Source organism: Spirosoma arboris (assembly GCF_009754945.1).
Classification (GTDB): Bacteria; Bacteroidota; Bacteroidia; order Cytophagales; family Spirosomataceae; genus Spirosoma; species Spirosoma arboris.
Map to the genome: position 1 here is coordinate 113,940 of NZ_WPIN01000015.1, position 25,418 is coordinate 139,357.

Below are 25,418 nucleotides of genomic sequence, written 5' to 3' on the forward strand. Positions count from 1 at the left end.
TATTGAGCGATATATTCGTAATATTATCGTTTATAACGAATCTGATTCAGCACTCCACATCGTATTTGTAAAGGTTGGAAAAACATAATCTGTAAACGATATCTATTACTTTGGACGTGCCTTTCTAATGCGCTATTGCTTGGGTTGGATTGGGTTCCTTTTTCTACCATTTTTAGGGGTAGGGCATTCAATTTCGTTTCACTCAGATCAGGCTATATCGGTTGCCGATACAGCGAAAGAATCTCACCACCGGTTTCAGATTATTCCGTTACCAGTTGTTTTCTATACGCCCGAAACCAAGATTGCTTATGGCGTTTTGGGTGTGTGTTTGTTTCGGACAGATAGCACAGCGCGCACTTCAAACGTAGATTTTGCCATTATTCACACGCAGAATGCCCAAACGGTCGTTGAACCAACCTATACGATTTTTACGAAGGAGGAAAAATACCTGATTCGTGGTATGCTTCTCTTTACGAAATTCCCTGAGTTGTACTATGGCATTGGCCCAGGAACGACCGATGATGAGGAAGAGCTTATTTCGTACAAAAGCTTACGCGCCTACAATCGATTTCTGCGAAAGGTGAAACCAGGCTGGTTTGTGGGTATTCAGCAGCAGTATTTTAAAACATTTGATATCACTCGTTCGTCAGACAGGCAGGTACCTGCACAGACATTGATCGGTGATCTGGGTAGTGTCGTGAACGGAATAGGTATTGCCAGTTTAGTCGATACCCGAGATAATATTTATTCGCCAGTTAGAGGTTGGTATGCGGATGTGTCATTTATGGAGTACGGTCAGTTGCTTGGTAGTGAATTCGGATTCACAAATTATCTGTTCGACATTCGCCATTACCGATCCCTGACGCCCAATACTGTGCTGGCTGGACAATTTTATCTAAACCTGAACATTGGCGAGGTGCCCTTTAAACAAGCGGCTACTCTGGGCGGATCGTCTTTACTTCGGGGCTATTACAACGGTCGTTACCGGGATAATAACGCAGTCATTATGCAGGCTGAATTGCGGCAACGACTTATCGGTCGAGTAGGTGGAGTCATATTTGCAGGCGTGGGCGACGTAGCACACAAACCCAGCGAATTTGAGATAAGAGATCTGAAACCAACAGGCGGATTAGGTCTTCGGTACCTCATTAGTCGGAAAGAACATCTGAATGTTCGCTTCGATGCCGCCGTGGGAAATCATACCCATGGCTTTTACGTCAATATCTCGGAAGCGTTTTAAGCTGGCAATCAATATAAGTTAAATCATTAGCAACCGCCAGATTCCTGAAATCAGCAAGAGTATCAACCCGATGGGAGTCAGGACTTTCCAGCACAGGTGCATCATCTGATCGACCCGAATACGAGGAAAAGTCCAGCGAACCCACATCTGTAGCAGTACTGCGAAGAACACTTTAGATAATAGCCAGAACCCGCCTGTGAGTTGACCCCAGAAGGTACCTGGTGCTCCACTTGTCCAGTCGGCGAGCCGGACGGGGCCGAGGTTGGGTAAGGGTGTATTCCAGCTACCCAGAAATAATACAGCTCCTAAAAACGACACCAGCAACATCATGGCATACTCGGACAGGTAGAGTAGTGCGAACCGCATTCCCGAATATTCGGTATGAAAGCCACCTACGATTTCGGACTCGCCTTCAGGCAGGTCGAAAGGGGCGCGATTGCTTTCGGCCAGTGTGCAGATGAAAAAGATGATGTAGGCAACGAATAGAAACGGATTTCGCAAGATATTCCAGGAGAAAATGCCCCCCCAACTTGTTACGTCAATACCCAGGGCTTTCAGGCCAAAGAGATAATTTGTTCCGTGGGTGTAAATGCCCTGTTGAAAACTTAGCGCCTGCAAATTCAGCGTCTGGCAGATCATCACAACACACAGAATCGTCAGGCCAAGTGGAATCTCGTAAGAAATAATCTGCGCCACCGATCGCATTGCTCCAAACAACGAGTATTTGTTATTGGACCCCCAACCCGCCATGAGTATTCCGACCACATCGAAAGAGACAATCGCCATCAGATAAAACACGCCAACAGAGGCTCCTGACCCTTGTAAATCGGGTGTGAGCGGCATCACGGCAAAACCTGCAAACACTGACGCAAAAATGATCGTTGGTGCCAGCAAAAATAGTCTTCGGTCAGCTGCCGTGGGTACAATATCTTCTTTCTGAAGCAGCTTTAGTAAATCGGCAAAGAGCTGTAGCAGACCCCATTTTCCTGTTTCCATTGGTCCAAGTCGATCCTGCATGAACGCCGAGACTTTACGTTCGGTATACACACCAACGACTACAAAGCCGGAAGCCATTGCCAGGAAAATGGGGAGTGCAAGCATATTGTAGTGCCGGGCCTCTGGCCCGGTCGTGAAATCTTTTTTATACACCCGGGCCAGAGGCCCGGCACTACATTAAAATTCGGCTGTTTTGGGTGCTCTTGGGAATGGGATGACATCGCGAATGTTACCCATGCCGGTTACGAACAGCACCAACCGCTCGAAGCCAAGACCAAAGCCCGCGTGTGGGGCCGAACCAAATCGGCGTGTATCCAGATACCACCACAATACTTCTGGTTCAATACCTACTTCGTGCATCCGGGCTTCGAGTTTCTCCAGATTGTCTTCGCGTTGCGAACCGCCAATAATTTCACCGATGCCGGGGAATAGTACGTCCATCGCCCGAACGGTTTTTCCATCAGCATCCTGCTTCATGTAGAACGCCTTGATCTCGCGGGGATAATTGGTCAAGATGACGGGCTTCTTGAAGTGTTTCTCAACCAGATAACGTTCGTGTTCCGACTGCAAATCGACTCCCCAGCTTACTTCGTACTGAAACTGACCTTTCTTGGCAGGCTTTGAGTTGACCAGAATATCGATAGCTTCGGTGTAAGTCAGGCGTACGAATTCGTTGCTGATGACAAACTGAAGTTTTTCAAGCAGTCCCAATTCACTTTGTTCCTCTTTCTTTTTGGTTTTTTCTTCCTCTTTCAGGCGATTATCCAGAAAAGCCAGATCATCAGCGCAGTGTTGTAGCGCATAACGAATCACGGTTTTAACGAAGTCTTCAGCCAGATTCATATTGTCCTCCAACTCATAAAAAGCCATTTCGGGCTCAATCATCCAGAACTCGGCAAGGTGGCGAGTCGTGTTGGAGTTCTCAGCCCGGAAGGTTGGACCGAAGGTATAAATCTTACCCAAGGCCATAGCCCCTAACTCGCCCTCCAACTGACCTGATACCGTTAGATTCGTTTCGCGACCAAAGAAATCCTGGCTATAATCGACCTTGCCATCTTCGGTGAGCGGAGGTTTGGTGGCGTCGAGTGTTGTGACTCGGAACATCTCACCTGCACCTTCGGCGTCAGAAGCTGTAATAATTGGGGTGTTGAGATAAAAGAATCCGTTGTCGTTAAAATATTTATGTACCGCAAATGCCAGAGCATGCCGAATACGCAAAATTGCACTGAAGGTATTGGTGCGGGGGCGCAGGTGGGCAATTTCGCGCAGAAATTCGAGCGAGTGCCGCTTAGGTTGTAGCGGATATTTGTCAGGATCAGCGGAGCCGTAAACGAGCACATCGGTGATTTTAACTTCGACCGCTTGTCCTGCTCCCTGCGATTCAACCAACTGACCTGTAACCGCCAGACAGGCTCCGGTCGTGATCAGTTTCAACGTTTCTTCGGGAAGTTGACCCGCTTCCGCTACAGCCTGAATATTATTAATGGTAGAGCCATCATTAAGGGCTATGAATACGGCGTTTTTACTTTCGCGCTTGGTGCGAACCCACCCCTTTATGGTCACGGTCGTGCCAACGTGGGTGGTTTTTAATAATTGCTGAATCGGTAAATAACTCATACTAGAACGGCGACCAGATAGTGGTTGTAGTCGCAAAAGTACGGATTGTCGGTTGAAACGCCCACAGACAATTTTATTCCTCAAAAACTCGGTTCGTTAGTTACATGCCAATTGCAATCCTATTTTTGCACCGAAATGCGCCACCTTTTCCCAACGATACGCTAAACCTTATGCCAATTACCCTCTACATTGTCCGTCATGCTAAGGCTGAAGATAGGGCCATGTTTATGGCTGATCACGATCGCCAGCTAACGCCAGATGGAATTATTGCGGCTGCCCGAATGGGGCGCTATTTGCACCAGAAAGGCATTCAACCCGATAGTATTATAAGTAGCACTGCCCCTCGGGCTAAGGACACGGCGAAGGTTGTGGCTGAGCAGCTAGGCTATGATCTGGCGCAGATTCGGTTAGATGAAAAGTTATTCGATGGTGGGCCAAAGGCGTATCTGGCAGCTATTAATGCCTTGCCTGCTTCAACGCAGAGCGCTATGATCGTTGGGCACAATCCGGATGTGTCTTATCTGGCCGAATTTCTGACGCATCAAAATATAGGGTCAATGAGTAAAGGTGCAGTTATTGCCGTCACGTTTGACAACCTGAACTGGGCGGAGGTTTCTGGACGGACAGGAAGTATGGAGTTTCAGATTGGGCCGAAACAATTGCCTCATAATGACTAATTTGAGAAACCGGCAGCACTACAGTAAACTATATGAATCGTAACCGTCGCATTTTCATTGTCGTTTTTATCGTCTTTACAACGGTCGTGGCCTTACTGGCTATCGACATGGCCCGGCGCACAACAGCACCCTGGAATAAACACCGGGAACTTGAGCGTGCGTTGCCTGCTAAAGATGGGACGGCCGTTGATACAATGGCGACAGACACCTTGCTTGCTCCCTAAACAACATGCTTCAACTCGCGGCTGTACACCATATTGCTATCATTTGTTCAGATTACGACGTCTCCAAACGATTTTATACCGATGTCCTGGGGTTTTCGGTTCTGGGTGAATATTACCGGGCTGAACGACAATCCTACAAACTAGACCTGGCCCTGAATGGACAGTATCTGATTGAACTCTTCTCGTTTCCCAATCCACCCAAACGCCCTTCGCGACCTGAATCTGCCGGACTACGTCATTTAGCCTTTGCCGTGACTGACCTTGATGTTGCGATTGCGCACTTAAATGAACAGGGCGTACTAACCGAACCTATCCGGGTAGATCAACACACCAACCGACGCTTCACCTTCTTCGCTGATCCTGACGATTTGCCATTGGAATTGTATGAGTTATAAAGGCGTGGAGCAGGGTGCGCGGTGCTGGGTATTCAGTAGTAGTCCCTGCTCCGTGCACCTTGCTCCACGCCTTTAAAGCACCTGGGTTAACACCCTAACCAAAGCATCCACGTCGTCTGGCGTGTTGTACAGATGGGGTGCGATGCGTAAAACGCGTGCACGGGCTGAAACTGATACATTTTCTTTCTGTAAAGCCTGCTGAATCGCCATCGGGTCGGCGTGGTCGGGTAGCCATAACCCAATCAGATGATGGCTGCGTCCTCTGCTACCGTTTTCGGGTTCGAGTTGGCAACCGAGTTTTTCCAGTACTGGCCAGGCGTCTGCCATAAGCTTGCTTGTATATGCCTGAATCCGGGATGGTTGCCAGTCGATGAGTTGCGCTAAACTGGCTTCGAGCATGGGCATTTGGAGGAAATGAGAATGCTCGCCTACGTTATAGCGATACGCTTTCGGGCGGTAAATAGGTTGGTAGTCCATCAACCGATGAAACTGATTGCTGTCGAGCCGATTCATCCAGCTTTCTTCGAGCGGAATTCCTTCATCGAAAGCTGGACCAAAATAAGCCAATCCAAGTGAATAGGGGCCCATCAGCCATTTGTAGCCCGCACAAACAACCGCATCGGGTTGAATTCTGGCCAGATCGAATGGAAAGGCACCAATCGCCTGAGTACCATCAATTACCAACCAGGCTCCTACTTCACGGGCGCGTTGCCCAATTGCTTCCAGGTCGAAACAAATGCCATACATCCAGTGAACCGGTGGTACAACAACTAAAGCTGTATTGGAGTCAATCGCATCCAATAGTCGTTCGTTCCAGATGCTTCCTTTAGGAAACTCGTCGGGCATACCGACGGTCGTGATGGTTAGCCCTCGTTCAGTGCAGACACGGCTCCAGGCATATACATCACTTGGGAATTCATCACCAATTAGTACAATTTTCTGCCCAGCCTGAATACCCGGTTTATTCGTCAGATTACGGGCGACTACGGCCATTCCATACGACACAGAGGGCACAATTGCGATCCGATCTGGATCGAGCGTTCCGGCATTCCGGTTATTGATGAGCGTCGAGAACAACTCCCGAACTCGTATGGCTCCGCTGAAGAAATCATCGGGTCGTAATCCGAAAGGGTTTACCTGTTGAGAAAGGGCTGCATGACCAACCTGTTCAACAGCTTTGCTGAATGGGGCTCGGGTGGCACAATTTAGATAGTGAATTCTTTCCGGTAAACTGAATTGATCTTTTTGACAGGGGAGAAGTGGTGTTTCAACAGCAGGCATAAGCGATACGACAAAAATTAGTTAGATGATGAAAAGTTATTCTGGCACGGGGTTTGTTTAATCTATTCTGCAACGTAAACAGTACCATTTTTATGAATACCCTTTTGGGCATTGGTTCCCGAGTCAGTCACGCCGAGTTTGGCGATGGTGTCATTATTAATCTGAAAGCCAATGGATACACCACTACGTTTCTGCAGCATGGCGTGAAGATAATCAAATTCGATGCGCCCCTGACCATTATCGAAGCCCTTGAACCCGATGGCGACTTGGTTAGTCTGTTTGATGTTGAGCAGGCACTAACGCGAGTGCTCCAGAAATGGGTCGATCAAACGGAACTAGTACCGCTTGGAGATAAGTGGAAAGGAGGAAAGTTGATCCTGAAACCGGGCCGGGCTGATTTGTCGCAGAAAGAAATGCCGATCGATGCCTTCTTTCACAAAATTGTGATGGTTCGCGACCGCCTGCGTGTGCTCGAACAGCGCATCAACGCCAGCCCACTCGATGACGAAGAGAAAGTCAATATTCAACAATATATCACTCGCATTTACGGTAGCCTGACTTCGTTCAATATACTGTTCAAAAACCAGTACCAACAGTTTATTGGGGAGAAAACCACAGCAGACGCGTAGTCCGCAGATACGCATTCTGACGACATTAGTAGCTTACATGTTTCATATAGTTTTGGGTTAGTTAGATTGGGGGTTCCCCGCCGTCGGCTTCGACAGCGGGGACTTTTTTTGACCGGGATTTTTCTTGATTCAACTGACTGACTATGATTTTAGCATTAAACTTTCTTTGAAAGCAAAATCATAGTCAGTCAGTTGAATCAAGAAAAATCCCGGTTCCGACTTCGCGGATGATACTCCCTGAGCGTTTGCTGCAAATAATCTCGGTCGAGGTGAGTATAGATTTCGGTGGTGGTAATCGACTCGTGACCAAGCATTTGCTGTACGGCCCGCAAATCGGCACCGCCTTCGATCAGATGCGTAGCAAAGGAGTGGCGGAACGTGTGCGGACTGATTGTCTTTTGAATCCCTGCCTCTTCGGCCAGTTTTTTAATTGTCGTAAAGACCGTAATCCGGGAAAGTTGTTTGCCGCGAAGGTTCAGAAAAATGGTGTCTTCGTCGCCCTTCTGCACATCCAGTTGACTGCGTATGTGATCGACATAAATTCGGGTATAGTGCATCGCATCTTCGCCAATTGGAACCAGTCGAACCTTGTCGCCTTTTCCCAGCACCCGCACAAAGCCTTCGGTAAAATAGCAATTCGTCAGGCGAAGGTTTAATAACTCCGTTACACGTAATCCAGAGCTATAGAGTACTTCGAGCATGGCGCGGTCGCGCGTGCCGCCGGGCGTCGATAGGTCTATTGCCGCCAGAATAGCTTCGATTTCGGGAAAACTAAGCGTATCAGGGAGTTTTCGGCCCAGTTTGGGAGCTTCCAGCAACTGAGTTGGATCGCGATCAATTAGATTTTCGAGCAGCAGATATTTGAAAAACGACTTTATTCCCGACAGCATTCGGGCCTGACTATGAGCAGTTAGCCCTAACTCACCAAGGTACTTCAGAAAATTCATCAATTCCTTTTCTGTCACCTGCATGGGCGTTCGGGCCGGATCAGTCAGGAGGATGTACTCATGGAGTTTTTCGGCGTCGTGCAAATATGCCTCCACTGAATTTTCGGCCAGTGAGCGTTCGAGTTTGAGGTAGTTCTTAAAGGCGTTTATATAACTTTGCCACATAAGTGATTTACGAGTTACGATTTACGAGGTACGATTTAAAATGCCGACCTCATAGATATCGTACTTCGTAAATCGTAACTCGTAAATCATGAAACAAATTCTCATTATCAACGGCCCCAATCTCAATCTATTAGGCAAGCGTGAACCAACTATTTATGGTAATCGATCCTTCGTTGAGTACCTGGAAACGCTTGAAGCGAAGTTTCCGGATGTGCAACTTCGCTATTTTCAGTCGAATCACGAAGGCGAACTGATTGATAAAATTCATGAATTAGGCTTCGATGTCGATGGGATCGTGATCAATGCGGGGGCCTATACCCACACATCCATTGCTATTGCCGATGCGTTATCTGCGGTAACGGCTCCAGCTGTAGAGGTGCATATTTCCAATGTACATGCTCGCGAGTCGTTTCGGCATCATAGTTATCTATCAGCGAAATGTAAAGGCGTTGTTGTGGGTCTGGGGCTAATGGGTTATGAAATGGCGGTGAGGTATTTAATGATGTATGAAGCATGATATAAGGTATATTTTTTGCAGATCATACATCATACATCATACATCATACATCATACATCATACATCATACATCATACATCATACATCATACATCATACATCATACATGATTACCTTCTATCCCGGTCCGTCTAAAGTTTATCCGCAGGTAGCCGACTATGCTGCCGACGCGATACGACAAGGCATTGTGAGCCTCAACCATCGAAGTGCGGGCTTTATGGATATTGTACAAGAGACCATTCGGTTGCTTCACGAAAAACTCGACATTCCGGCTGATTACCATATCGCATTAGTTTCGTCAGCAACGGAATGTTGGGAGATTGTAGCGCAATCGCTTACTGCCGAAGCCAGCTTACATCCCTATAGTGGAGCCTTTGGGAAAAAATGGGCTGAATACGCCTACCGAATCAAGCCTCCTACGAGTCTAAGTGAAGCGGATGTATTGTGCATCGTTCAAAACGAAACCTCCAACGGTACACAGGTTAATATGGAAACGCTGTCCCAGTTCAGAAGAGACTTTTCGTCGCTAATTGCAGTTGATGCAGTTTCCTCGATGGCGGGGATTGCCTTTGATTGGACGCTGGCCGATGTCTGGTTTGCCTCTGTCCAGAAATGTTTCGGGCTTCCGGCTGGTTTGGCGGTATTGGTTTATTCGCCAGCTGCGCTCAAACGAGCGGAGGAAATCGGCGAGAACAACCATTATAACAGCCTGCTGTTCATTCACGAGAATTTCTCGAAGTTTCAAACGCCCTATACGCCTAATGGACTGAGCATTTACATGCTCATGCGCGTTTTGCAGCAAGTGTCGGCTATCGCTGTTGTAAATACCATGACTAAAAAACGAGCCGCTGACTGGTACGCTTTTTTTGAAAAGCCCGAGCTTGGTCCAGACTTTCGATTACTAATTGAAGACAGGGTAACTCGTTCTGATACAGTAATTGCGATAGAAGGTTCTGAGGCAGCCATAAAATCCATTAAAGCTGCCGCTCAACAGGCAGGTATAACCCTCGGTAACGGCTATGGTGACTGGAAAAATACGACCTTTCGAATTGCCAACTTCCCGGCCATTTCTGATGAAGAAATTGGAACCTTAATGGAATTTCTGCGGTCATACTGAATTCAGTCTGTTTATGTTATCACTATGTTCAGTATCAAAGAGGTTGTTTCCGTTACACTCATATTATTTTCGGTTATCGATGTCGTAGGGTCGTTGCCGGTATTGATTGACCTGCGAAAAAAGACCGGGAAAATAGAATCCGAACGGGCTACGTTTGCGTCGGGCGTATTGATGATCTCGTTTCTGTTTGTCGGGGAGGAAATCCTGAAATTGTTCGGGGTCGATGTGGCGTCGTTTGCCGTGGCTGGCGCCTTGATTATTTTTCTAATTGGCCTGGAGATGATTCTGGGCCGGACGATCTTCAAATCAGAAATCGCTTCGGGTGGAGCTACGCACATTGTTCCCATTGCTTTCCCTCTGATTGCGGGAGCGGGTACGTTAACGACAATCATTTCACTCCGGGCCGAATACCAGACATTGAATATTGTTATCGGGATTATACTAAACCTGATTCTGATTTATGCCGTTCTGAAATCGTCGGGCTGGCTGGAAACCCGCCTTGGATCAGGTGGACTGGATGTGCTGCGCAAAATATTTGGTATTATTCTGCTCGCCATTGCCATCAAGCTCTTCAAAACTAATTTGATTGCTGACTTCTAACCAAAACAATACCTGGAGTCAGGACTTTTAGTTAGTTTCCAGGCAAAAATTCAAAATACCCTCTTGTCGGAATGTATTCTCCGGCAAGAGGGTATTTTGATGAGAAATACCTACTTTCTCATGAAGAAACCGCGTTTATAAAGCTAGTAATCACTTTTATACACTTTTTTTGGTTATAGCTGCTTAAAATTATAAAGTGATAAATTTTTTCTGAAAATGTTGTATTTTATTGGATCGGACGAATTTAAATTATAATATTTCCTGAAAAACAGTAAAAAGTATGGTCAGAGGGCATATTAACATTTATATTTTATTGTAAAGCCGTATTATATTTGCCGGAAGTCTATTGACAAAACCCCTATTCAAAACAATCCACTGTACATCATGGCAAAAGCGAAGTTAGAGTACATTTGGCTCGATGGCTACAAGCCCACTCAAAGCCTACGTTCCAAAACTAAAATTGAGGATGATTTCTCAGGCAACCTTGAAGACTGCTCGGTGTGGTCGTTTGATGGATCTTCAACCGAACAGGCTGAAGGTGGTAAGTCAGACTGTCTGCTGAAACCAGTTTTCATCTGCCCTGATCCACAGCGCAAAAATGGTTACCTCGTCATGTGTGAAGTACTGAATTCCGATGGTACTCCTCACGTAACCAACGGTCGTGCTACGATTGAAGACGACGATAACGATTTCTGGTTTGGCTTTGAACAGGAGTACTTCCTGTGGGACATGAAAATTGACAAGCCACTTGGCTTCCCAGCTGAAGGCTTCCCAACACGCCCACAAGGCCCCTATTATTGCTCGGTAGGCGCTCAAAATGCCTATGGTCGCTATATCATTGAAGAACACCTTGATGTTTGCCTTGACGCTGGCCTGAATGTAGAAGGTATCAATGCTGAGGTGGCAACTGGTCAGTGGGAATTCCAGATTTTCGCGAAAGGCGCTAAAGCTGCTGGTGATCAGATCTGGGTAGCTCGCTACTTGCTGGAGCGTATTGGTGAGAAATATGGTATTTCGATCAACTGGCATTGCAAACCGCTGGGCGATACCGACTGGAATGGTTCGGGTATGCATGCTAACTTCTCGAACACAGCCCTGCGTACATCGGGTAGCAAAGATGTTTATACGGAAATCTGTCAAGCATTTGGCAAAACGCCAGAAGTTATCAAAGCACACATCGACGTGTATGGTGCCGATAACGAAATGCGCCTGACGGGTAAGCACGAAACTCAGTCAATTGACCAATTCTCTTTCGGTATCTCTGACCGTGGTGCTTCGATCCGTATCCCAATTGCTACGGTAGAACGCGGCTGGAAAGGCTGGTTGGAAGACCGTCGTCCAAACTCGGCTGCCGATCCATATAAAGTGGCTGCAATTATCATCAAAACCGTTAAATCGGCTGATGTTGTAGCGGCATAAGCCAACATATCTATTTGTACAAAGCCCGACTACGTAAGTAGTTGGGCTTTTTTATGCTATCAATTGTAATCCGTGCTGAAGGCATGTAAGTTTGGCTAAATTTTTAAACCTAAAACCTTAAAGTCATTCGATGTCTAATTTTCGTTTTAAAGCGCTTGAAATTGCCCAAAGTCGTCAGGCTATGCCGGTAGCTGCTCCTACTGAACGTGTTGGTGATTTTTTCGGCAGTTATACATTCAATAATGAAGTCATGCGGGCACTACTCTCGCCCGAAGCCTATTTAAAAGTTACCGAGGCCATCAGCACCAATGGGCAGATTGATCGGGGCATTGCCGACGAAGTGGCGAGTGCCATGAAGTCGTGGGCAACATCGAAAGGAGCCACGCACTACACGCACTGGTTTCAACCACTAACGGGCGAAACTGCTGAAAAGCACGATGCCTTTTTCGATATTACACTCGATGGCAAAGCGGTTGAGAAATTCAAAGGGAGTGCATTGGTACAACAGGAGCCGGATGCATCGTCGTTTCCGAACGGTGGACTGCGAAACACCTTTGAGGCTCGGGGTTATACCGGCTGGGACCCATCGTCGCCCGCGTTTTTGATGGACAATGGGGCGGGTGGAAAAACACTCTGTATTCCGTCGGTTTTTATTTCGTACACGGGCGAAGCACTAGATTATAAAACGCCCTTGCTGAAAGCACTCAATGCCTTAGATAAAGCAGCTACAGCCGTTTGCCAGTATTTCGACCGGAACATCACGAAAGTAATCCCAACGCTCGGACCAGAACAAGAATACTTTGTAGTCGATCGGGCGCTGTTCTATGCCCGACCTGATTTGGTGCTGGCAGGTCGGACTGTATTTGGGCATGCACCTGCTCGTGGACAACAGTTGGAAGATCACTATTTTGGCTCAATTCCGCCACGCGTTAATGCCTTCATGGTAGACTTTGAGTTTGAGTCGATGAAATTAGGCATGCCAGTTCGGACGCGCCATAATGAAGTTGCGCCCGGCCAGTTTGAGGTGGCCCCAACCTTCGAAGAAGTCAATCTGGCTGTCGATCATAACGCGCTTCTGATGGATTTGATGGAGAAGATATCGGAGAAGCATAACCTGAAAGTACTCTTTCACGAAAAGCCCTTTGCGGGGGTCAACGGCTCTGGCAAGCACAACAACTGGTCGATGGGTACTAACACGGGCGTTAACCTGCTGGCACCCAGTACCAAGCCAAAAGAGAGCCTGCGGTTTCTGACATTCCTGGTGAACGTCGTCAAAGCAGTTCACGATAATGCCGATTTACTACGTGCCACTATCGCATCGGCAGGCAATGAACACCGACTTGGTGCCAACGAAGCACCACCCGCTATCGTTTCTGTTTTTCTGGGCGAATCACTAACCATGGCACTCAACGACCTCGAAACCAAGTCTGAGGTGACAGTAAACAAAGGGGATAACGTGTACTACAAACTTGGACTGAACCGAATTCCCAGCCTGATGCGTGACAATACGGATCGTAACCGCACGTCACCTTTTGCCTTTACAGGAAACAAGTTTGAATTTCGTGCGGTAGGTAGCTCAGCTAACTCGGCTTCGACGATGACCGTCCTGAATGCGATCGTGGCGGATCAGTTGAACCGATTCAAAACGGACCTTGATGCACGGCTGGCAAAAGGCGAAAAGAAAGAGCTGGCCATTGTTGATATTCTGAAAGAATACTACGCGAACTCGAAACGGATTCTATTTGAAGGTAACGGCTATTCTGACGAGTGGGTGGAGGAAGCTGCTCGTCGGGGTTTGTCAAATATCAAATCATCACCAGATGCCTTAGGCATTTTTGTGAAACCCGAGTCGCTGGCCTTGTTTGAGCGGACGGGAGTGATGAACCATGCCGAAGTAGAATCACGCTACGAAATCGAACTGGAGAAGTACATCAAAAATGTACAGATCGAGTCGCGCGTAATGGGCGATCTAGCCATGAATCACGTTGTATCGACTGCCTTAAAATACCAGAACAAACTGGCCGAAACTGCTCGTAATCTGGTTGAGTTAGGCATGACTGCCGAAGCTGAACCGATCAAAGATATTCTACGCGAAATTTCGACGCGGGTGCTCGTCATCAAGAAAGGAGTAGAGGCCATGATCGAATCGAGAAAAAAGGCAAACAACGTGACCGATACAGGCGAACGGGCTAAACTCTACGCAACCGAAGTGAAAGACCATTTTGAGTTGATTCGCTATGAGGTCGATAAACTCGAAGAGGTAGTGGACGATGAAGACTGGCCACTGGTAAAATACCGCGAGTTGTTGTTTGTTAAGTAGTCCGAACCGGGATTACACTGATTTAGGGATTAATCTGATTTTGCTTTTAATGTGTGTGCTTCTTTGAAGCAATAAACAAAATCAGATTAATCCCTAAATCAGTGTAATCCCGGTTCGGATAATTTTTTCAGTTTAACCAATAAAATCCTGTGAATCCCGGTTCAGATATTCTTCGCGACCTTTCTGCTTTGCCACATCGAGGAACTGCTACTCCGCAGGGGGCTGAAGCGGCTCGGCTACTCCAAACGTATCTGACAGATAAGGGGGCTGCTGTTCGGGCGGAGCCGTTTCAGACGCCCAAAACCTATACGACCATTGTGTATTGGTTAATTGGTGGTTTAGTTACTGGCTTGGCTCTAATTCCAGTTACGGGTGTTGCAGTGGGGTTTGTCTGGTATTTTTTCTGGATGGCCTGGAAATACTTTAACTGGCGTTATTCATTCATTGTCCGATTTCCGATCCAGCATACTGCACATAATGTCATAGGCAATTGGCGGTCCAACGGCGCAAAAGAGAATCGGCGAAAAGTGATTCTAATAGCGCACTACGATACGGCTCCAGTATCATTACTCTATAGTCCAAAACAGCAGGCTAATTTTCGGGTCTCATTACTTATTTCGCTGTGGTTGATGCTATTAGCGGCTTCCCTGGCTACGCTCGAAGTATTCAAAATTGCGTTGCCTTACCTGACTTATATACGGTATGGACTGATCGGGTATTTCGTTCTGCAAGCCATTATCGGTACGATAGGCTACTGGCTGAAGGGCTATACAAATGGAGCGAGCGATAATGCAACAGGTGTAGCAGCGGCACTAGCTACCGCCGACCGACTCCGACAGGCGAATTTACCTGATCTGGATTTAGAAGTAGTACTAACCAGCGCCGAAGAGGTGGGTATGATTGGCGCCCATGCTTACGTCGAGGCCCATAAACGGGAGTGGAAGAAATCTCAAACCTTGGTTATTAATTTCGATACCCTTGGCGCCGGGAAGCTAACGATTATTGAGCAAACGGGTACTGCCGAACTAATTAAGTACAATAACGAACCTACGCGCCTGGCTCGCCAACTAATTGAAACAGAGTCGTTTCGAGAACGGGCGCAGGTTGGTCGCTGGCATACCGCCGACTTCGATAGTGTGTGGTTTGTGCGAAATCGCATTCCGGTTCTGGCGTTGTGTGCATTAGATGCCGACGGACGAATGCCCCATATTCATCAGCCTGACGACATATTGGCAAATGTCGACCCGGAACCCATCGCTACGGCAGTCGACCTCGGTGAGGCCGTTGTGAAGGAATGGTTGGCAAACCAGCTCGCCAGGTAGAATTACAATGTGCTATTAAGCTTGATTGTATAACTTCAAAACGGGTTCGTTGATCGTTCTGCCGGTATCTGACAAAACAAAGGCAATCGTTTTGCTAATATCCTCTGGCTTAACCCATTTCGTTGGGTCAGCATCGGGCATGGCTTCCCGATTGATTGGCGTATCAATCGTACTAGGAACAATAACAGTTGCTGAAATCTGTTTATCTTTCCCATGAGCATTGACCAGACTAGCCAACTCAAAAATCAGCGATTTGCTAAGGGCATAGGCAACTAAATTTTTCCCTGCTTCTGGTGCAATCGCTGGGCGTGCTCCTATGAATATAAACTGACCTCCACCCTGTGCCTCGAATGTTGTCAAAAGAGGTTTAACAAGATTGAAAGCGGTTATGAAGTTGAGTCGGTACATCTTGTCAAGCATAGCTACATCAGTTTCATGGATACCGCCTGCCGTAAAGCCACCAACCAGTAAGGCCGCTGCCTGAATGGGCTTACCGTCAATCTTGCTCAGAAAGTCGGCTATACTATCCGATTCCAGAAGGTTCACCACATGACTTTCCACATTAGGCAGATGGCTGAAAATCCCCTGATCTTTTTCTGAACCCAGTGTGGCAATAATGTGATAGCCATTTTTGTGTAATTCATCGACAAGGCTAGCGCCTAAATTGCCCGAAGCGCCTGTTATAAGTACAGATTTCATGACGTCAAAAGTTGGAGTTAAGAACTGAGTTAATGTTTTAGTAAACTAGATTCCTTTAAGCGAAATGGTTTAATTATCACCTCAAAGGAGCCTATAGAACCTAAATTTGAAGAATGCTAGTTCCTTTTTTGAATCAATAGCTTCTGGTTGAGGGAAGCTCACATTATCGATAGGGTATAGACTTCATCAGGCCAACTTTTAACAAATCGAGCTTGAGCCGGTTGGCTAGCTATAGAAATTTCTGCCCAAGGCTAGTTCATCAATTCTACATTGTTCATTGTCTATTAACTCTTACTTTTGTCGCATGGCTAACTATAAAAACGAAGGGTTCGACCCGGAGGAAATCAGTGCACTCAAAGAGGAGTGTAAGCAGGAAGGTAAATCGTTCGTTATTGTTGAAGACGACGATTTGGATACGCTGGATGAAGGAGAATGTGTGCATATTCAGTTTCCAGGTCAGTACCAGGGAGAAGAAGTTATCTTCGATACACTGGTTTACACGCTTCGGTTGCATCATAGTAGTTTAGTCTATGAAATGGCGGTCGAGCAGGTTCAGAAAACCTATCCTGAATATGTACCGCCTGAAGAGCGCAAACCCAGCTACAAAATCGCTCCTGAGTTGGAGGAAGAAGCCGAAACGGCGCTAACCGAAATTATTGAGGAAATTGAAGAGACGGAGACTGTCAAGGTACAGGAGCATGTTGAAGTCGATACTCAATCTGATTACGGAATTGCGCTGGATGTCTGCCTGAATGTCGAAGAAATCACCGACGAAGTGATCGAAGATTTCGTCAGCCACTTTAAATCAAACACCCTCTCGCTCGATACCACGTTGTATTCGTTCACCAGCGAAGAGGAAAATTAAACGAATGATGAATGATAAATGATGAATGATTTTCAAGGCTGTCATTCATCATCTATCATTCATCATTCATCATTTTTGATCATGCAACAACCAGATTCTCTTAATCAGGTTGCGGAATTTCACCGCACCTTTCATGCTCCTGTTTTAGAAACTCCCCAAATCCCTTCAGCAGCTCGTTGTCAGCTACGTGTGTCGTTATTGGCTGAAGAACTCGATGAATTGCGCGAAGCCATTACAGAAGGTGATATTGTAGCCGTAGCTGATGCACTCTGCGACTTACAGTACGTGTTATCTGGAGCAGTGCTTGAGTTTGGATTGGGCGATAAATTCAAAGCTCTTTTTGACGAAGTACAACGCTCAAACATGAGTAAAGCCTGTCTGACGATTGCCGAAGCTGAAGCGACAGTAGCCGAATATCAGGCCAAAGGATTTCCCTGTCATTTCATTGAATCGGACGGTAAATTTCTGGTGTTTCGCGACGCTGATCACAAGACACTCAAAAGTGTAAATTACTCCCCGGCTGATCTGGCGGGAATTTTGGGATAAATTAACGCGGAGAGCGCGAAGATATATGCAAAGAACATTTGCTTTTATCGTTGCGCTCTCTGCGTTTTTCTTTGCGCCTTTGCGTTTAAAAAAATGGAAAACTACACCTACTCAGCCGTTGACCGCTTTCTGCGCTATGTTCAGATTGACACCCAATCAGATCCGCAATCGACGTCGAATCCCAGCACCGAAAAACAGAAAGACCTCAGTCGCGTACTGGTTCAGGAACTGCTCGACATGGGTATTTCGGATGCTGAACTCGATGAATGGGGTTATGTCTATGCTACCATTCCAGCCAATACCGACAAGACAAATGTGCCCACTATTTGTTTTTGCTCACACGTCGATACATCCCCTGATGTGACCGGCGCAGGCGTGAAGCCGATGATTCATCAGAACTGGAACGGCTCCTATATTGTGTTGCCTGATGATGCATCGCAGATCATTCGGGTTGCCGACCATCCTGATTTGTCTCATCAGATTGGTAATGACATCATAACCGCTAGCGGAACTACCTTGCTTGGGGCCGACAACAAAGCTGGAGTAGCCGAAATTATGGATGCTGCCAATTACCTGTTAACCCATCCCGAAATAAAACACGGTCGTATCCGATTGCTTTTCACCCCTGATGAAGAAGTAGGGCGCGGTACAGAAAAAGTAGATATTAAGAAATTAGGGGCCGATTTTGGCTATACCATCGATGGCGAAGCACTGGGCACACTGGAAGATGAAACCTTCTCTGCAGATGCTGTTAAGATCACCATTCAGGGAGTGAGCACTCATCCGGGCTTTGCGAAGGGCAAGCTCGAAAATGCGCTGAAAATTGCCGCTGATTTAGTAGCAGCTTTGCCAAAAAATGCGCTTTCTCCCGAAACGACGGAAGCTAAAGAGGGCTTTGTGCATCCGACTCGTATGGAAGGTAATCAGGATCAGACAGTTCTGGAATTCATCATCCGGGACTTTACTGAAATTGGTTTACAGGAAAAAGAAACCTACCTGCAAAACCAACTCGATGATGTGTTGGGCAACTATCCCGGCTCATCGGCGCAACTGGTTGTGAAAGAGCAATATCGGAACATGAAAGATGTGCTTGACCAGCATCCCTCGGTAGTGGATAATGCTCTCGAAGCCATTCGGCGGGCGGGGTTATCAGCCGAACGACGTAGTATTCGGGGTGGTACAGATGGATCGCGGTTGTCGTTTATGGGTTTGCCCTGCCCCAATATTTTTGCGGGTGAGCATGCGTTTCATTCTCGTCTGGAATGGGTATCGGTGCAGGATATGCAGAAAGCCGTTGATGTAATTGTGAACGTAGCGCAGGTATGGGAAGAGCGGAGCTAAGCGTTGGCTACTTCCTAGTGATTATTGATATGTTTGCTGAAAGAGACTGACATATGCCCGAGAAAAAGCCGAAATTTTACGTTGTCTGGCAGGGACGAAAGCCAGGCGTTTATGATAGTTGGGATGAAGCCAAGCTACAGACTGATGGGTTCGCTAAGCCCCTGTTCAAGTCATTCGACAGCAAGCCAGCCGCACTAAAAGCCTTCAAGGACAAACCGCATGTTCATATTGGCCAGACGACGAAACCCGCTGGGAAACAGGGTAAATTAGATGGTCTGGTGGGTTCGCCCATTCAGGATAGTCTGGTAGTTGATGCCGCCTGGAATACCGCTACTGGCGATATGGAATACCAGGGAATCTACCTGGCTACGAAGCAAAAACTATTTCTGAAAGGCCCTTTCGCCGATGGAACCAACAATATAGGTGAGTTTCTGGCCATTGTTCATGCGCTGGCGTTGCTACATCAAAAAAATAGCAATATTCCGGTTTACTCCGATTCAAGAACAGCCATTGGCTGGGTTCAGAAGAAGAAAGCAAATACCAAACTCGAAGAGACATCCCGCAATGCCGAACTCTTCGAACTACTCGACCGAGCCGAAACCTGGCTTAAGACGCACCGTTTCGCTAACCCGGTCCTGAAATGGGAAACCACCGTCTGGGGTGAAAATCCGGCAGATTTTGGCAGAAAGTAAAAATATGTATGATATAGGGTGTATGATATATGAAAGATAATACACCCTATATCATACACCATACACTATATATATCTTGTTTTCTTTCAAGCAATTCACCATTCGGCAGGATCGCACGGCCATGAAGGTTTGCACCGATGCGTGTGTTCTAGGTGCTTATGCCGATGTAGGTACAGGTGGGCGCGTTTTGGATATTGGCACAGGCACGGGTTTGCTGGCACTCATGGCCGCTCAGCGTAACACGATGGCTGAGATCGATGCAGTTGAAGTCGACGAGGCTGCTTTTGGGCAGGCGAGTGAGAATGTAATTGCCAGCCCGTTTGCGGAGCGGGTTAGCGTAATTCATCAGCGTATTCAGGAGTTTTACCTCATCCCCAAAGAGGGGCTTTACGACCGGATCCTGACTAATCCGCCTTTTTACACAAACAACCTTCGCTCACCCGATGCGGCCGTCAATCGCGCGCTACATACCGACGAATTACCTTTCTCGGAACTGATAGAGGCCGTTGTCCGGTTGATGAAACCAGACGGGCAGTGGTGGGTATTATTGCCACCTTACGAAACAGAGAAACTAACGGAATTGGCGCAAAATCTGGGTTTGAAACCGGTTAAACGGCTTTTTCTCAAACACAACAGGCAAAAACCTATTTTTCGGGTGATAACGGGTTTTTCGTTCGGAGGTAGTCAAACTATAGATGAAACACTGGCTATTTACGAAACTAATCCACAGAATCCGCCTGGAGGAAATGGATCTAGAGAAACGTACACAGCAGAATTTCGGGCTTTGCTTCGCGATTTTTACCTGATTTTCTGAAAACTCTGCGACCTTTGTAATAATCTTTACGCACTTTGCTGTTATGCTGGTGTGTTTTAGTCAACTATATGCCAGAATTGCTTCAACTGACCGTTCTGATTCCGCTCTACAATGAAGATGAGTCGCTGCCTGAGCTGCACGACTGGATTGTACGAGTGGTTACAGAACATCATTTTACGTATGAAATCCTGTTCATTGACGACGGCAGTACCGACGATTCGTGGGCTGTTATCGAACGACTGGCGACTGCGAATTCAACTGTACGTGGTATTCGGTTTAATCGAAATTATGGCAAAACAGCGGCTCTACAAACGGGCTTTCAGGCCGCTCGTGGGCAAGTTGTCATTACAATGGATGCCGATTTGCAGGATAGTCCCGATGAAATACCGGAACTATATCGAATGATTACGGAGGGAAAATACGACCTTGTGTCAGGTTGGAAGCAGAAACGCTACGATCCCATTACGAAGACATTACCGACCAAACTCTTTAACTCTGTTTCGCGCTGGATTTCGGGCGTGCCCTTGCATGATTTCAACTGCGGCCTAAAAGCATACCGGCAGAAAGTCGTGAAAACTATAGCGCCGACGTTGTATGGCGACATGCACCGAAATCTGCCTATTGTGGCGAACTGGAATGGATTTAGTAGGATCGGGGAGAAGGTTGTTCAGCACCGGGCGCGCAAATACGGCACGACTAAATTTGGTCTCGAACGCTTTGTCAATGGTTTTCTGGATGTACTGGTGATCGCGTTTGTTCAAAAATTCAGTAAGCGGCCGATGCACTTTTTTGGTACGTTTGGTACATTGTCGTTCTTTGTAGGTACGGTATTGGCCATATGGCTGATCGTTGAAAAACTGATTAATATTGCGCAGGGTGTTAAATTTCGGAACGCTACCGATAATCCACTGTTTTACTTCGGTTTAGTAGCTATTATTCTGGGCGTTCAGTTGTTCCTTGCGGGTTTTCTGGGAGAAATGCTGGTTCGCCAATCACTGGGTAAAAGTGGCGATTTACAGATTGCCGAGCGGGTCGGTTTTTCAGAGCAAAAAGTGGTGGCATAATCGATGTTCATTTATAAATAAATTAAAATCACAACCTCTCTAGTAAAAAGCAATGAAGAGTAATTTTAAGGCGCACCCCTGGCATGGTATTCCGATAGGCGAATTAGCGCCCAAACAAGTAACAGTCTTTATTGAGATTGTACCGACCGATACTGTTAAATATGAGATTGATAAAACAACGGGTTATCTCAAAATAGATCGTCCCCAACAATATTCCAATGTGCTTCCTGCGCTGTATGGCTTTATCCCTCAGACGTATTGTGGTGATCAAATTGCCAAATTAGCGAGTGATAAGTCAGGACGGGTTGTGGAAATGGGCGACGGTGACCCACTGGACATATGCGTATTGACGGAGCGCGAGATTACCCACGGTGACCTGATTCTACAGGCTATCCCAATCGGTGGTTTTCGGCTTATCGACAAAGGCGAGGCTGACGATAAAATTATCGCCGTTCTGAAAGGTGACGCTATGTATGGACAATATACTGAACTCGGCCAACTGCCCGAAGCAGTGGTAAAACGGCTACGACACTACTTCCTTACCTATAAAAATCTGCCCGAAGAACCTGCCGTTATGGAACTGGCAAATATCTATGGGCAAGCCGAAGCCTGGGAGGTTATTCAAACGTCCATCAATGATTATAAATTGATGTAATAAGGGGACCACTTGTCCGCTGTTTTACGCATTCAACACTTTTATAGCCTGGGAATTTACTTCCGGGCTATATTTGTAATAACCTGTTAACAAGGTTCTCCAATTTATTTTAATACATGCGACAGTTTCTTAAATATGTTCTGGCTACTTTAGTTGGCTTGGTACTGTTTTCGTTTGTTGGCTTTCTGTTACTAATCGGTTTCGCAGCAGCGTTGTCGTCGTCCAGTGATCAGAAAACAGATGTAAAGGCGAATTCTGTACTCAAAATAAATTTAGATAAGCCCATTGAAGAGCGGAGTAGTGAAAATCCCTTTGAGGGTTTTGGGCCGATTCAGGGAACGGGCGATGCCCTTGGTCTGATTGAGTTGAAACAGACCTTAAAAGATGCTAAAGAGGACGATAACATTAGCGGCATCTACCTCCAGTCTGAAGACCCAGCGGCAGGATGGGCGACAATAGAAGAGATTCGTAATGCCCTGATCGATTTTAAACAGTCGAAGAAATTTGTGTATGCCTATGCCGAGGGCATGAACGAAAAAGGCTACTACCTCGCATCAGTTGCCGATAAGATTTACCTGAACCCAGTTGGTGAACTGGAATGGAACGGCTTGAATGCCGAGTTGTCGTTCTTTAAAGGCACACTCGATAAGCTAGGACTCAAGCCGGAAATTTTTCGGGTAGGGGAGTTTAAAAGTGCGGTCGAACCATTCATTCGCGAGAATATGAGTGAACCGAACAAACGCCAGGTTACCTCATTTTTGAACTCGATCAACGACCACATGCTGGTGCGAGTGGCTCAAAGCCGTGGACTTCGGGTAGATTCGTTGAAACGCTATGCCGATAAACTGACCATTCAGACACCCGAAGACGCTCTGCGTACCAAACTTATTACCAATGTTGGGTATCAGGACGAGCTGGAAGGGGTGATTCGGAAGCAATTGGGCGTTGATGAGAAAAAGAAAATCAACTACATTTCACTGAGTAAGTACGAAAAATCAGAGACTGACGATGCTGAAAGCAGTGGCAAAAATCGCATTGCCGTCATTGTAGCTTCAGGCGATATTCACTCGGGCAAAAGCGGAGATAATAGCATTGGCTCCGAAACGATTGTCGAAGAATTACGGAAAGCCCGACTAGATGATAAAGTGAAAGCGATTGTGCTTCGGGTTAATTCGGGTGGAGGTAGTGCCCTAGCATCGGATGTGATGTATCGCGAAGTTGAGCTGGCTAAGAAAGCTAAGCCCGTTATCGGCTCGATGTCCGATTATGCCGCTTCTGGTGGTTATTATATGCTCATGGGTTGCAACAAGATTGTGGCCCAGCCCAACACGATTACGGGTTCTATTGGCGTATTCTCGCTGTTATTTAATACCGAAACCTTCTTTAAAGATAAACTCGGGATTACCTACGACCGTGTGAAAACCAACGAAAATTCCGATTTCCCGACGGGTACGCACGAAATGACGCCTTTTCAGAAGCAGACCATGCAACGATCAACTGAGCGGATTTATGCCCAATTCACGAGTAAGGCTGCGGCAGGTCGTAAATTGCCTGTCGATAGTGTTCGGGCTATTGCGGGAGGACGTGTATGGACGGGGAGCCAGGGCAAAGCTATTGGTCTGGTCGATAAACTGGGTGGTTTGGACGATGCTATTGAGTTAGCTGCGCAATCGGCTAAACTGAAAGAAGGTGATTATAAACTAAGATACCAGCCTCGTAAGAAACCATTCTTCGAACAGGTAATGAGCTCGTTTGGTGGTGATGAAGAAAGCCGGATTCAGGCACAACTTGGTGAACTGGCTCCTTATGTAAAGTATCTGAAAAAGCTTAAAACCCTGGAAGGGATTCAAATGCGAATGCCTTTTGAGATTACGATTCGATAGATTAAAGTTGGATTACTAGTAGTTAGTTAGACCCATACGATCCTTAAACCGCTACCGCGGCCCGGCGTATGGGTCTTTTTTTTATCTTGCGTAACGCAACGGCCGCCTTTAATGCAAACGCTTCCCATTCATCTTGATCTGTTCGCTCTCATCATTTTTCTGGGTGTAGCGCAGGGCCTGTTTCTGGGTATTTTCTTCCTGACTGGTGAGCGCGGGAAGAATGTCTCTAATCGGTGTCATGGGTTGTTTATGCTGGTCTTATCGGCGATCAGCGGAGAGATATTTCTGAACTACACAAACTATACATTCCGGATATTATGGACAGGAGATTTTTCTGAGCCATTCAATTTTTTGCTGGGGCCGTTGTTCTACTTTTTCGTTTTCAGTCGGCTCTGGCAGCGATTACCACATCGCTGGGGTTGGCATTTAGTGCCATTTGGTATCTGGCTGGTTAATTCAGTGACCTGGATGTTTCAGCCTATTGAGTTCAAATACAACTCTTATATCAATTCACAGCATCCCGAATTGCCATTTATACGGCAACATGTCTATTGGGAGGATGATTTTACGGGGCTACGTGATTTGATTAGCGAGATGACACTTATTAGTTGTTTTATTTACGCTATTCTGGCGTTGCTGGCTATTCGGAAAGCAAGCCGTCAGGACGCAACACTACGCTCATCTGTCAAATTAAAATCCCTTCGTTTACCGAGCTGGTTATTTGCCCTCGTACCATTCCTGATTGTCCTGGTCAAGCCGCAGTTCGTTAATGATGTTGGCGATTATTTGCTGGCTACCTACATCGCGATCACGATTTACACGAACAGTTTTTTAGTGATGAGCCGATCTGATTTTTTTCGGGATGAACCCCCTGCTGAACCGAACGTTATCGAACCAGATTCATCGGTCGAACCCAAAAAGAAATACGAAAAATCGGCTCTATCGGAAGAAGTTGAAGATGCTGTTTTGGCTAAACTTGCCCGCTTGCTTGACGTAGAAAAACCTTATCTCGATAGTGATGTATCATTACCTAAACTCGCCAGTCGGCTAAATACCAGTCCGCACCACTTGTCGCAGCTACTCAATGATCGGTTGGGGCAGAACTTCTTCGATTGGCTGGCGACTTACCGAATTGCCGAAGCACAGCGGCTACTAACAGACACTACGATGGCTCACTTAAAAATTGATGAAATTGCAGAGCGTGTCGGCTACAATTCCCCGTCTGCTTTTCATACAGCTTTTAAGAGAATCACAAATCAAACCCCGGCACAATATCGAGCAAAAGATTTGGGTGGTACGGCATTCCGGCAGAAGGCATAGGCTCTAAAATAGGTTCTTCCCGGTCGGCACGAACTTCGTTATTACCGGGACATAGGGCATCTGGAGAGTAGCAG

General features: G+C 46.7%; 25 protein-coding genes. 20 read left to right on the plus strand and 5 right to left on the minus strand.

The window, feature by feature from the left end; translation table 11 throughout:
* The first annotated feature begins 127 nt into the window (after positions 1 to 127).
* Complete coding sequence (locus GO755_RS30130) at positions 128 to 1,240, plus strand: BamA/TamA family outer membrane protein (RefSeq protein ID WP_157589151.1); 1,113 nt, start codon at positions 128 to 130, stop codon at positions 1,238 to 1,240.
* A gap of 18 nt (positions 1,241 to 1,258) precedes the next feature.
* Here the strand turns inward: GO755_RS30130 and GO755_RS30135 are convergent, their stop codons facing one another.
* Both GO755_RS30135 and asnS read right to left on the minus strand, forming a co-directional pair.
* Positions 1,259 to 2,341, minus strand: a complete 1,083-nt coding sequence (locus tag GO755_RS30135; RefSeq protein ID WP_157589152.1) for a complex I subunit 1/NuoH family protein — start codon at positions 2,339 to 2,341, stop codon at positions 1,259 to 1,261.
* A 72-nt stretch (positions 2,342 to 2,413) separates the two neighbouring features.
* Positions 2,414 to 3,853: an asparagine--tRNA ligase gene (asnS, locus tag GO755_RS30140; protein WP_157589153.1), complete on the minus strand. Its 1,440-nt coding sequence runs from the start codon at positions 3,851 to 3,853 to the stop codon at positions 2,414 to 2,416.
* 170 nt (positions 3,854 to 4,023) lie between these two features.
* On the opposite strand from asnS, the gene GO755_RS30145 reads away from it, so the two are divergent.
* The 3 genes from GO755_RS30145 to GO755_RS30155 are packed head-to-tail and all read left to right on the plus strand — an operon-like array spanning position 4,024 to position 5,149.
* Complete coding sequence (locus GO755_RS30145; RefSeq protein ID WP_157589264.1) at positions 4,024 to 4,530, plus strand: SixA phosphatase family protein; 507 nt, start codon at positions 4,024 to 4,026, stop codon at positions 4,528 to 4,530.
* 32 nt (positions 4,531 to 4,562) lie between these two features.
* On the plus strand, positions 4,563 to 4,754 hold the full coding sequence (locus GO755_RS30150) for a hypothetical protein (protein ID WP_157589154.1): 192 nt from the start codon (positions 4,563 to 4,565) through the stop codon (positions 4,752 to 4,754).
* 5 nt (positions 4,755 to 4,759) lie between these two features.
* Positions 4,760 to 5,149 carry a VOC family protein gene (locus tag GO755_RS30155; RefSeq protein ID WP_157589155.1) on the plus strand — a complete coding sequence of 130 codons (390 nt, stop codon included), beginning with the start codon at positions 4,760 to 4,762 and terminating at the stop codon, positions 5,147 to 5,149.
* 72 nt (positions 5,150 to 5,221) lie between these two features.
* On the opposite strand, the gene GO755_RS30160 is transcribed toward GO755_RS30155, so the two are convergent.
* On the minus strand, positions 5,222 to 6,430 hold the full coding sequence (locus tag GO755_RS30160; RefSeq protein WP_157589156.1) for an aminotransferase class V-fold PLP-dependent enzyme: 1,209 nt from the start codon (positions 6,428 to 6,430) through the stop codon (positions 5,222 to 5,224).
* A 92-nt stretch (positions 6,431 to 6,522) separates the two neighbouring features.
* On the opposite strand from GO755_RS30160, the gene GO755_RS30165 reads away from it, so the two are divergent.
* Positions 6,523 to 7,059: a hypothetical protein gene (locus GO755_RS30165; RefSeq protein WP_157589157.1), complete on the plus strand. Its 537-nt coding sequence runs from the start codon at positions 6,523 to 6,525 to the stop codon at positions 7,057 to 7,059.
* Positions 7,060 to 7,256: 197 nt separating this feature from the next.
* On the opposite strand, the gene xerD is transcribed toward GO755_RS30165, so the two are convergent.
* Positions 7,257 to 8,171 carry a site-specific tyrosine recombinase XerD gene (xerD, locus tag GO755_RS30170; protein ID WP_157589158.1) on the minus strand — a complete coding sequence of 305 codons (915 nt, stop codon included), beginning with the start codon at positions 8,169 to 8,171 and terminating at the stop codon, positions 7,257 to 7,259.
* Between the two features lie 88 nt (positions 8,172 to 8,259).
* Here xerD and aroQ point away from each other — a divergent pair, with 88 nt between their 5' ends.
* From aroQ to GO755_RS30200, 6 genes are all read left to right on the plus strand, one after another.
* Positions 8,260 to 8,688 carry a type II 3-dehydroquinate dehydratase gene (aroQ, locus tag GO755_RS30175; RefSeq protein WP_157589159.1) on the plus strand — a complete coding sequence of 143 codons (429 nt, stop codon included), beginning with the start codon at positions 8,260 to 8,262 and terminating at the stop codon, positions 8,686 to 8,688.
* Positions 8,689 to 8,793: 105 nt separating this feature from the next.
* Positions 8,794 to 9,804 (plus strand): aminotransferase class V-fold PLP-dependent enzyme, encoded by a 1,011-nt coding sequence (locus GO755_RS30180; protein WP_157589160.1) that lies wholly within the window; start codon positions 8,794 to 8,796, stop codon positions 9,802 to 9,804.
* 24 nt (positions 9,805 to 9,828) lie between these two features.
* Positions 9,829 to 10,404: a MarC family protein gene (locus tag GO755_RS30185; RefSeq protein WP_157589161.1), complete on the plus strand. Its 576-nt coding sequence runs from the start codon at positions 9,829 to 9,831 to the stop codon at positions 10,402 to 10,404.
* Positions 10,405 to 10,788: 384 nt separating this feature from the next.
* Positions 10,789 to 11,823, plus strand: coding sequence for a glutamine synthetase beta-grasp domain-containing protein (locus GO755_RS30190; RefSeq protein WP_157589162.1), 1,035 nt, complete (start codon positions 10,789 to 10,791; stop codon positions 11,821 to 11,823).
* Positions 11,824 to 11,953: 130 nt separating this feature from the next.
* Positions 11,954 to 14,143 (plus strand): glutamine synthetase III family protein, encoded by a 2,190-nt coding sequence (locus GO755_RS30195; protein ID WP_157589163.1) that lies wholly within the window; start codon positions 11,954 to 11,956, stop codon positions 14,141 to 14,143.
* Between the two features lie 149 nt (positions 14,144 to 14,292).
* The gene (locus GO755_RS30200; RefSeq protein WP_317165978.1) at positions 14,293 to 15,465 is read left to right on the plus strand and encodes a M28 family metallopeptidase; all 1,173 of its coding nucleotides are present in this window, start codon (positions 14,293 to 14,295) and stop codon (positions 15,463 to 15,465) included.
* 15 nt (positions 15,466 to 15,480) lie between these two features.
* Here the strand turns inward: GO755_RS30200 and GO755_RS30205 are convergent, their stop codons facing one another.
* Positions 15,481 to 16,164 (minus strand): SDR family NAD(P)-dependent oxidoreductase, encoded by a 684-nt coding sequence (locus GO755_RS30205; RefSeq protein ID WP_157589164.1) that lies wholly within the window; start codon positions 16,162 to 16,164, stop codon positions 15,481 to 15,483.
* 304 nt (positions 16,165 to 16,468) lie between these two features.
* Between GO755_RS30205 and GO755_RS30210 the strand changes: the two genes are divergently transcribed.
* The 9 genes from GO755_RS30210 to GO755_RS30250 all read left to right on the plus strand — a co-directional run bounded on the left by GO755_RS30210 (position 16,469) and on the right by GO755_RS30250 (position 25,344).
* Positions 16,469 to 17,029, plus strand: a complete 561-nt coding sequence (locus GO755_RS30210) for a hypothetical protein (protein ID WP_157589165.1) — start codon at positions 16,469 to 16,471, stop codon at positions 17,027 to 17,029.
* 81 nt (positions 17,030 to 17,110) lie between these two features.
* The gene (locus GO755_RS30215; protein ID WP_157589166.1) at positions 17,111 to 17,575 is read left to right on the plus strand and encodes a pyrophosphohydrolase domain-containing protein; all 465 of its coding nucleotides are present in this window, start codon (positions 17,111 to 17,113) and stop codon (positions 17,573 to 17,575) included.
* A gap of 93 nt (positions 17,576 to 17,668) precedes the next feature.
* A complete protein-coding gene (pepT, locus tag GO755_RS30220; protein ID WP_157589167.1) occupies positions 17,669 to 18,916 on the plus strand; it encodes a peptidase T in 1,248 nt (415 codons plus the stop codon).
* Between the two features lie 53 nt (positions 18,917 to 18,969).
* A complete protein-coding gene (locus tag GO755_RS30225) occupies positions 18,970 to 19,608 on the plus strand; it encodes a ribonuclease H1 domain-containing protein (RefSeq protein ID WP_157589168.1) in 639 nt (212 codons plus the stop codon).
* A 121-nt stretch (positions 19,609 to 19,729) separates the two neighbouring features.
* Positions 19,730 to 20,422: a tRNA1(Val) (adenine(37)-N6)-methyltransferase gene (locus tag GO755_RS30230; RefSeq protein WP_394351054.1), complete on the plus strand. Its 693-nt coding sequence runs from the start codon at positions 19,730 to 19,732 to the stop codon at positions 20,420 to 20,422.
* 68 nt (positions 20,423 to 20,490) lie between these two features.
* Complete coding sequence (locus tag GO755_RS30235) at positions 20,491 to 21,486, plus strand: glycosyltransferase family 2 protein (protein WP_157589170.1); 996 nt, start codon at positions 20,491 to 20,493, stop codon at positions 21,484 to 21,486.
* 52 nt (positions 21,487 to 21,538) lie between these two features.
* Entirely contained in the window at positions 21,539 to 22,141 is a 603-nt protein-coding gene (locus GO755_RS30240) for an inorganic pyrophosphatase (protein ID WP_157589171.1), read from the plus strand.
* Between the two features lie 116 nt (positions 22,142 to 22,257).
* A complete protein-coding gene (gene sppA, locus GO755_RS30245; RefSeq protein ID WP_157589172.1) occupies positions 22,258 to 24,024 on the plus strand; it encodes a signal peptide peptidase SppA in 1,767 nt (588 codons plus the stop codon).
* Positions 24,025 to 24,135: 111 nt separating this feature from the next.
* Positions 24,136 to 25,344 carry a helix-turn-helix domain-containing protein gene (locus GO755_RS30250; protein WP_157589173.1) on the plus strand — a complete coding sequence of 403 codons (1,209 nt, stop codon included), beginning with the start codon at positions 24,136 to 24,138 and terminating at the stop codon, positions 25,342 to 25,344.
* Positions 25,345 to 25,418 lie beyond the last annotated feature (74 nt).

What these genes read in the sequence shown, in the direction of transcription:
- GO755_RS30130 (WP_157589151.1), top strand. Translation starts at nt 128, where the DNA reads ATGCGCTATTGCTTGGGTTGGATTGGGTTCCTTTTTCTACCATTTTTA.
- GO755_RS30135 (WP_157589152.1), bottom strand. Translation starts at nt 2,341, where the DNA reads ATGCTTGCACTCCCCATTTTCCTGGCAATGGCTTCCGGCTTTGTAGTC.
- asnS (WP_157589153.1), bottom strand. Translation starts at nt 3,853, where the DNA reads ATGAGTTATTTACCGATTCAGCAATTATTAAAAACCACCCACGTTGGC.
- GO755_RS30145 (WP_157589264.1), top strand. Translation starts at nt 4,024, where the DNA reads ATGCCAATTACCCTCTACATTGTCCGTCATGCTAAGGCTGAAGATAGG.
- GO755_RS30150 (WP_157589154.1), top strand. Translation starts at nt 4,563, where the DNA reads ATGAATCGTAACCGTCGCATTTTCATTGTCGTTTTTATCGTCTTTACA.
- GO755_RS30155 (WP_157589155.1), top strand. Translation starts at nt 4,760, where the DNA reads ATGCTTCAACTCGCGGCTGTACACCATATTGCTATCATTTGTTCAGAT.
- GO755_RS30160 (WP_157589156.1), bottom strand. Translation starts at nt 6,430, where the DNA reads ATGCCTGCTGTTGAAACACCACTTCTCCCCTGTCAAAAAGATCAATTC.
- GO755_RS30165 (WP_157589157.1), top strand. Translation starts at nt 6,523, where the DNA reads ATGAATACCCTTTTGGGCATTGGTTCCCGAGTCAGTCACGCCGAGTTT.
- xerD (WP_157589158.1), bottom strand. Translation starts at nt 8,171, where the DNA reads ATGTGGCAAAGTTATATAAACGCCTTTAAGAACTACCTCAAACTCGAA.
- aroQ (WP_157589159.1), top strand. Translation starts at nt 8,260, where the DNA reads ATGAAACAAATTCTCATTATCAACGGCCCCAATCTCAATCTATTAGGC.
- GO755_RS30180 (WP_157589160.1), top strand. Translation starts at nt 8,794, where the DNA reads ATGATTACCTTCTATCCCGGTCCGTCTAAAGTTTATCCGCAGGTAGCC.
- GO755_RS30185 (WP_157589161.1), top strand. Translation starts at nt 9,829, where the DNA reads ATGTTCAGTATCAAAGAGGTTGTTTCCGTTACACTCATATTATTTTCG.
- GO755_RS30190 (WP_157589162.1), top strand. Translation starts at nt 10,789, where the DNA reads ATGGCAAAAGCGAAGTTAGAGTACATTTGGCTCGATGGCTACAAGCCC.
- GO755_RS30195 (WP_157589163.1), top strand. Translation starts at nt 11,954, where the DNA reads ATGTCTAATTTTCGTTTTAAAGCGCTTGAAATTGCCCAAAGTCGTCAG.
- GO755_RS30205 (WP_157589164.1), bottom strand. Translation starts at nt 16,164, where the DNA reads ATGAAATCTGTACTTATAACAGGCGCTTCGGGCAATTTAGGCGCTAGC.
- GO755_RS30210 (WP_157589165.1), top strand. Translation starts at nt 16,469, where the DNA reads ATGGCTAACTATAAAAACGAAGGGTTCGACCCGGAGGAAATCAGTGCA.
- GO755_RS30215 (WP_157589166.1), top strand. Translation starts at nt 17,111, where the DNA reads ATGCAACAACCAGATTCTCTTAATCAGGTTGCGGAATTTCACCGCACC.
- pepT (WP_157589167.1), top strand. Translation starts at nt 17,669, where the DNA reads ATGGAAAACTACACCTACTCAGCCGTTGACCGCTTTCTGCGCTATGTT.
- GO755_RS30225 (WP_157589168.1), top strand. Translation starts at nt 18,970, where the DNA reads ATGCCCGAGAAAAAGCCGAAATTTTACGTTGTCTGGCAGGGACGAAAG.
- GO755_RS30230 (WP_394351054.1), top strand. Translation starts at nt 19,730, where the DNA reads ATGAAGGTTTGCACCGATGCGTGTGTTCTAGGTGCTTATGCCGATGTA.
- GO755_RS30235 (WP_157589170.1), top strand. Translation starts at nt 20,491, where the DNA reads ATGCCAGAATTGCTTCAACTGACCGTTCTGATTCCGCTCTACAATGAA.
- GO755_RS30240 (WP_157589171.1), top strand. Translation starts at nt 21,539, where the DNA reads ATGAAGAGTAATTTTAAGGCGCACCCCTGGCATGGTATTCCGATAGGC.
- sppA (WP_157589172.1), top strand. Translation starts at nt 22,258, where the DNA reads ATGCGACAGTTTCTTAAATATGTTCTGGCTACTTTAGTTGGCTTGGTA.
- GO755_RS30250 (WP_157589173.1), top strand. Translation starts at nt 24,136, where the DNA reads ATGCAAACGCTTCCCATTCATCTTGATCTGTTCGCTCTCATCATTTTT.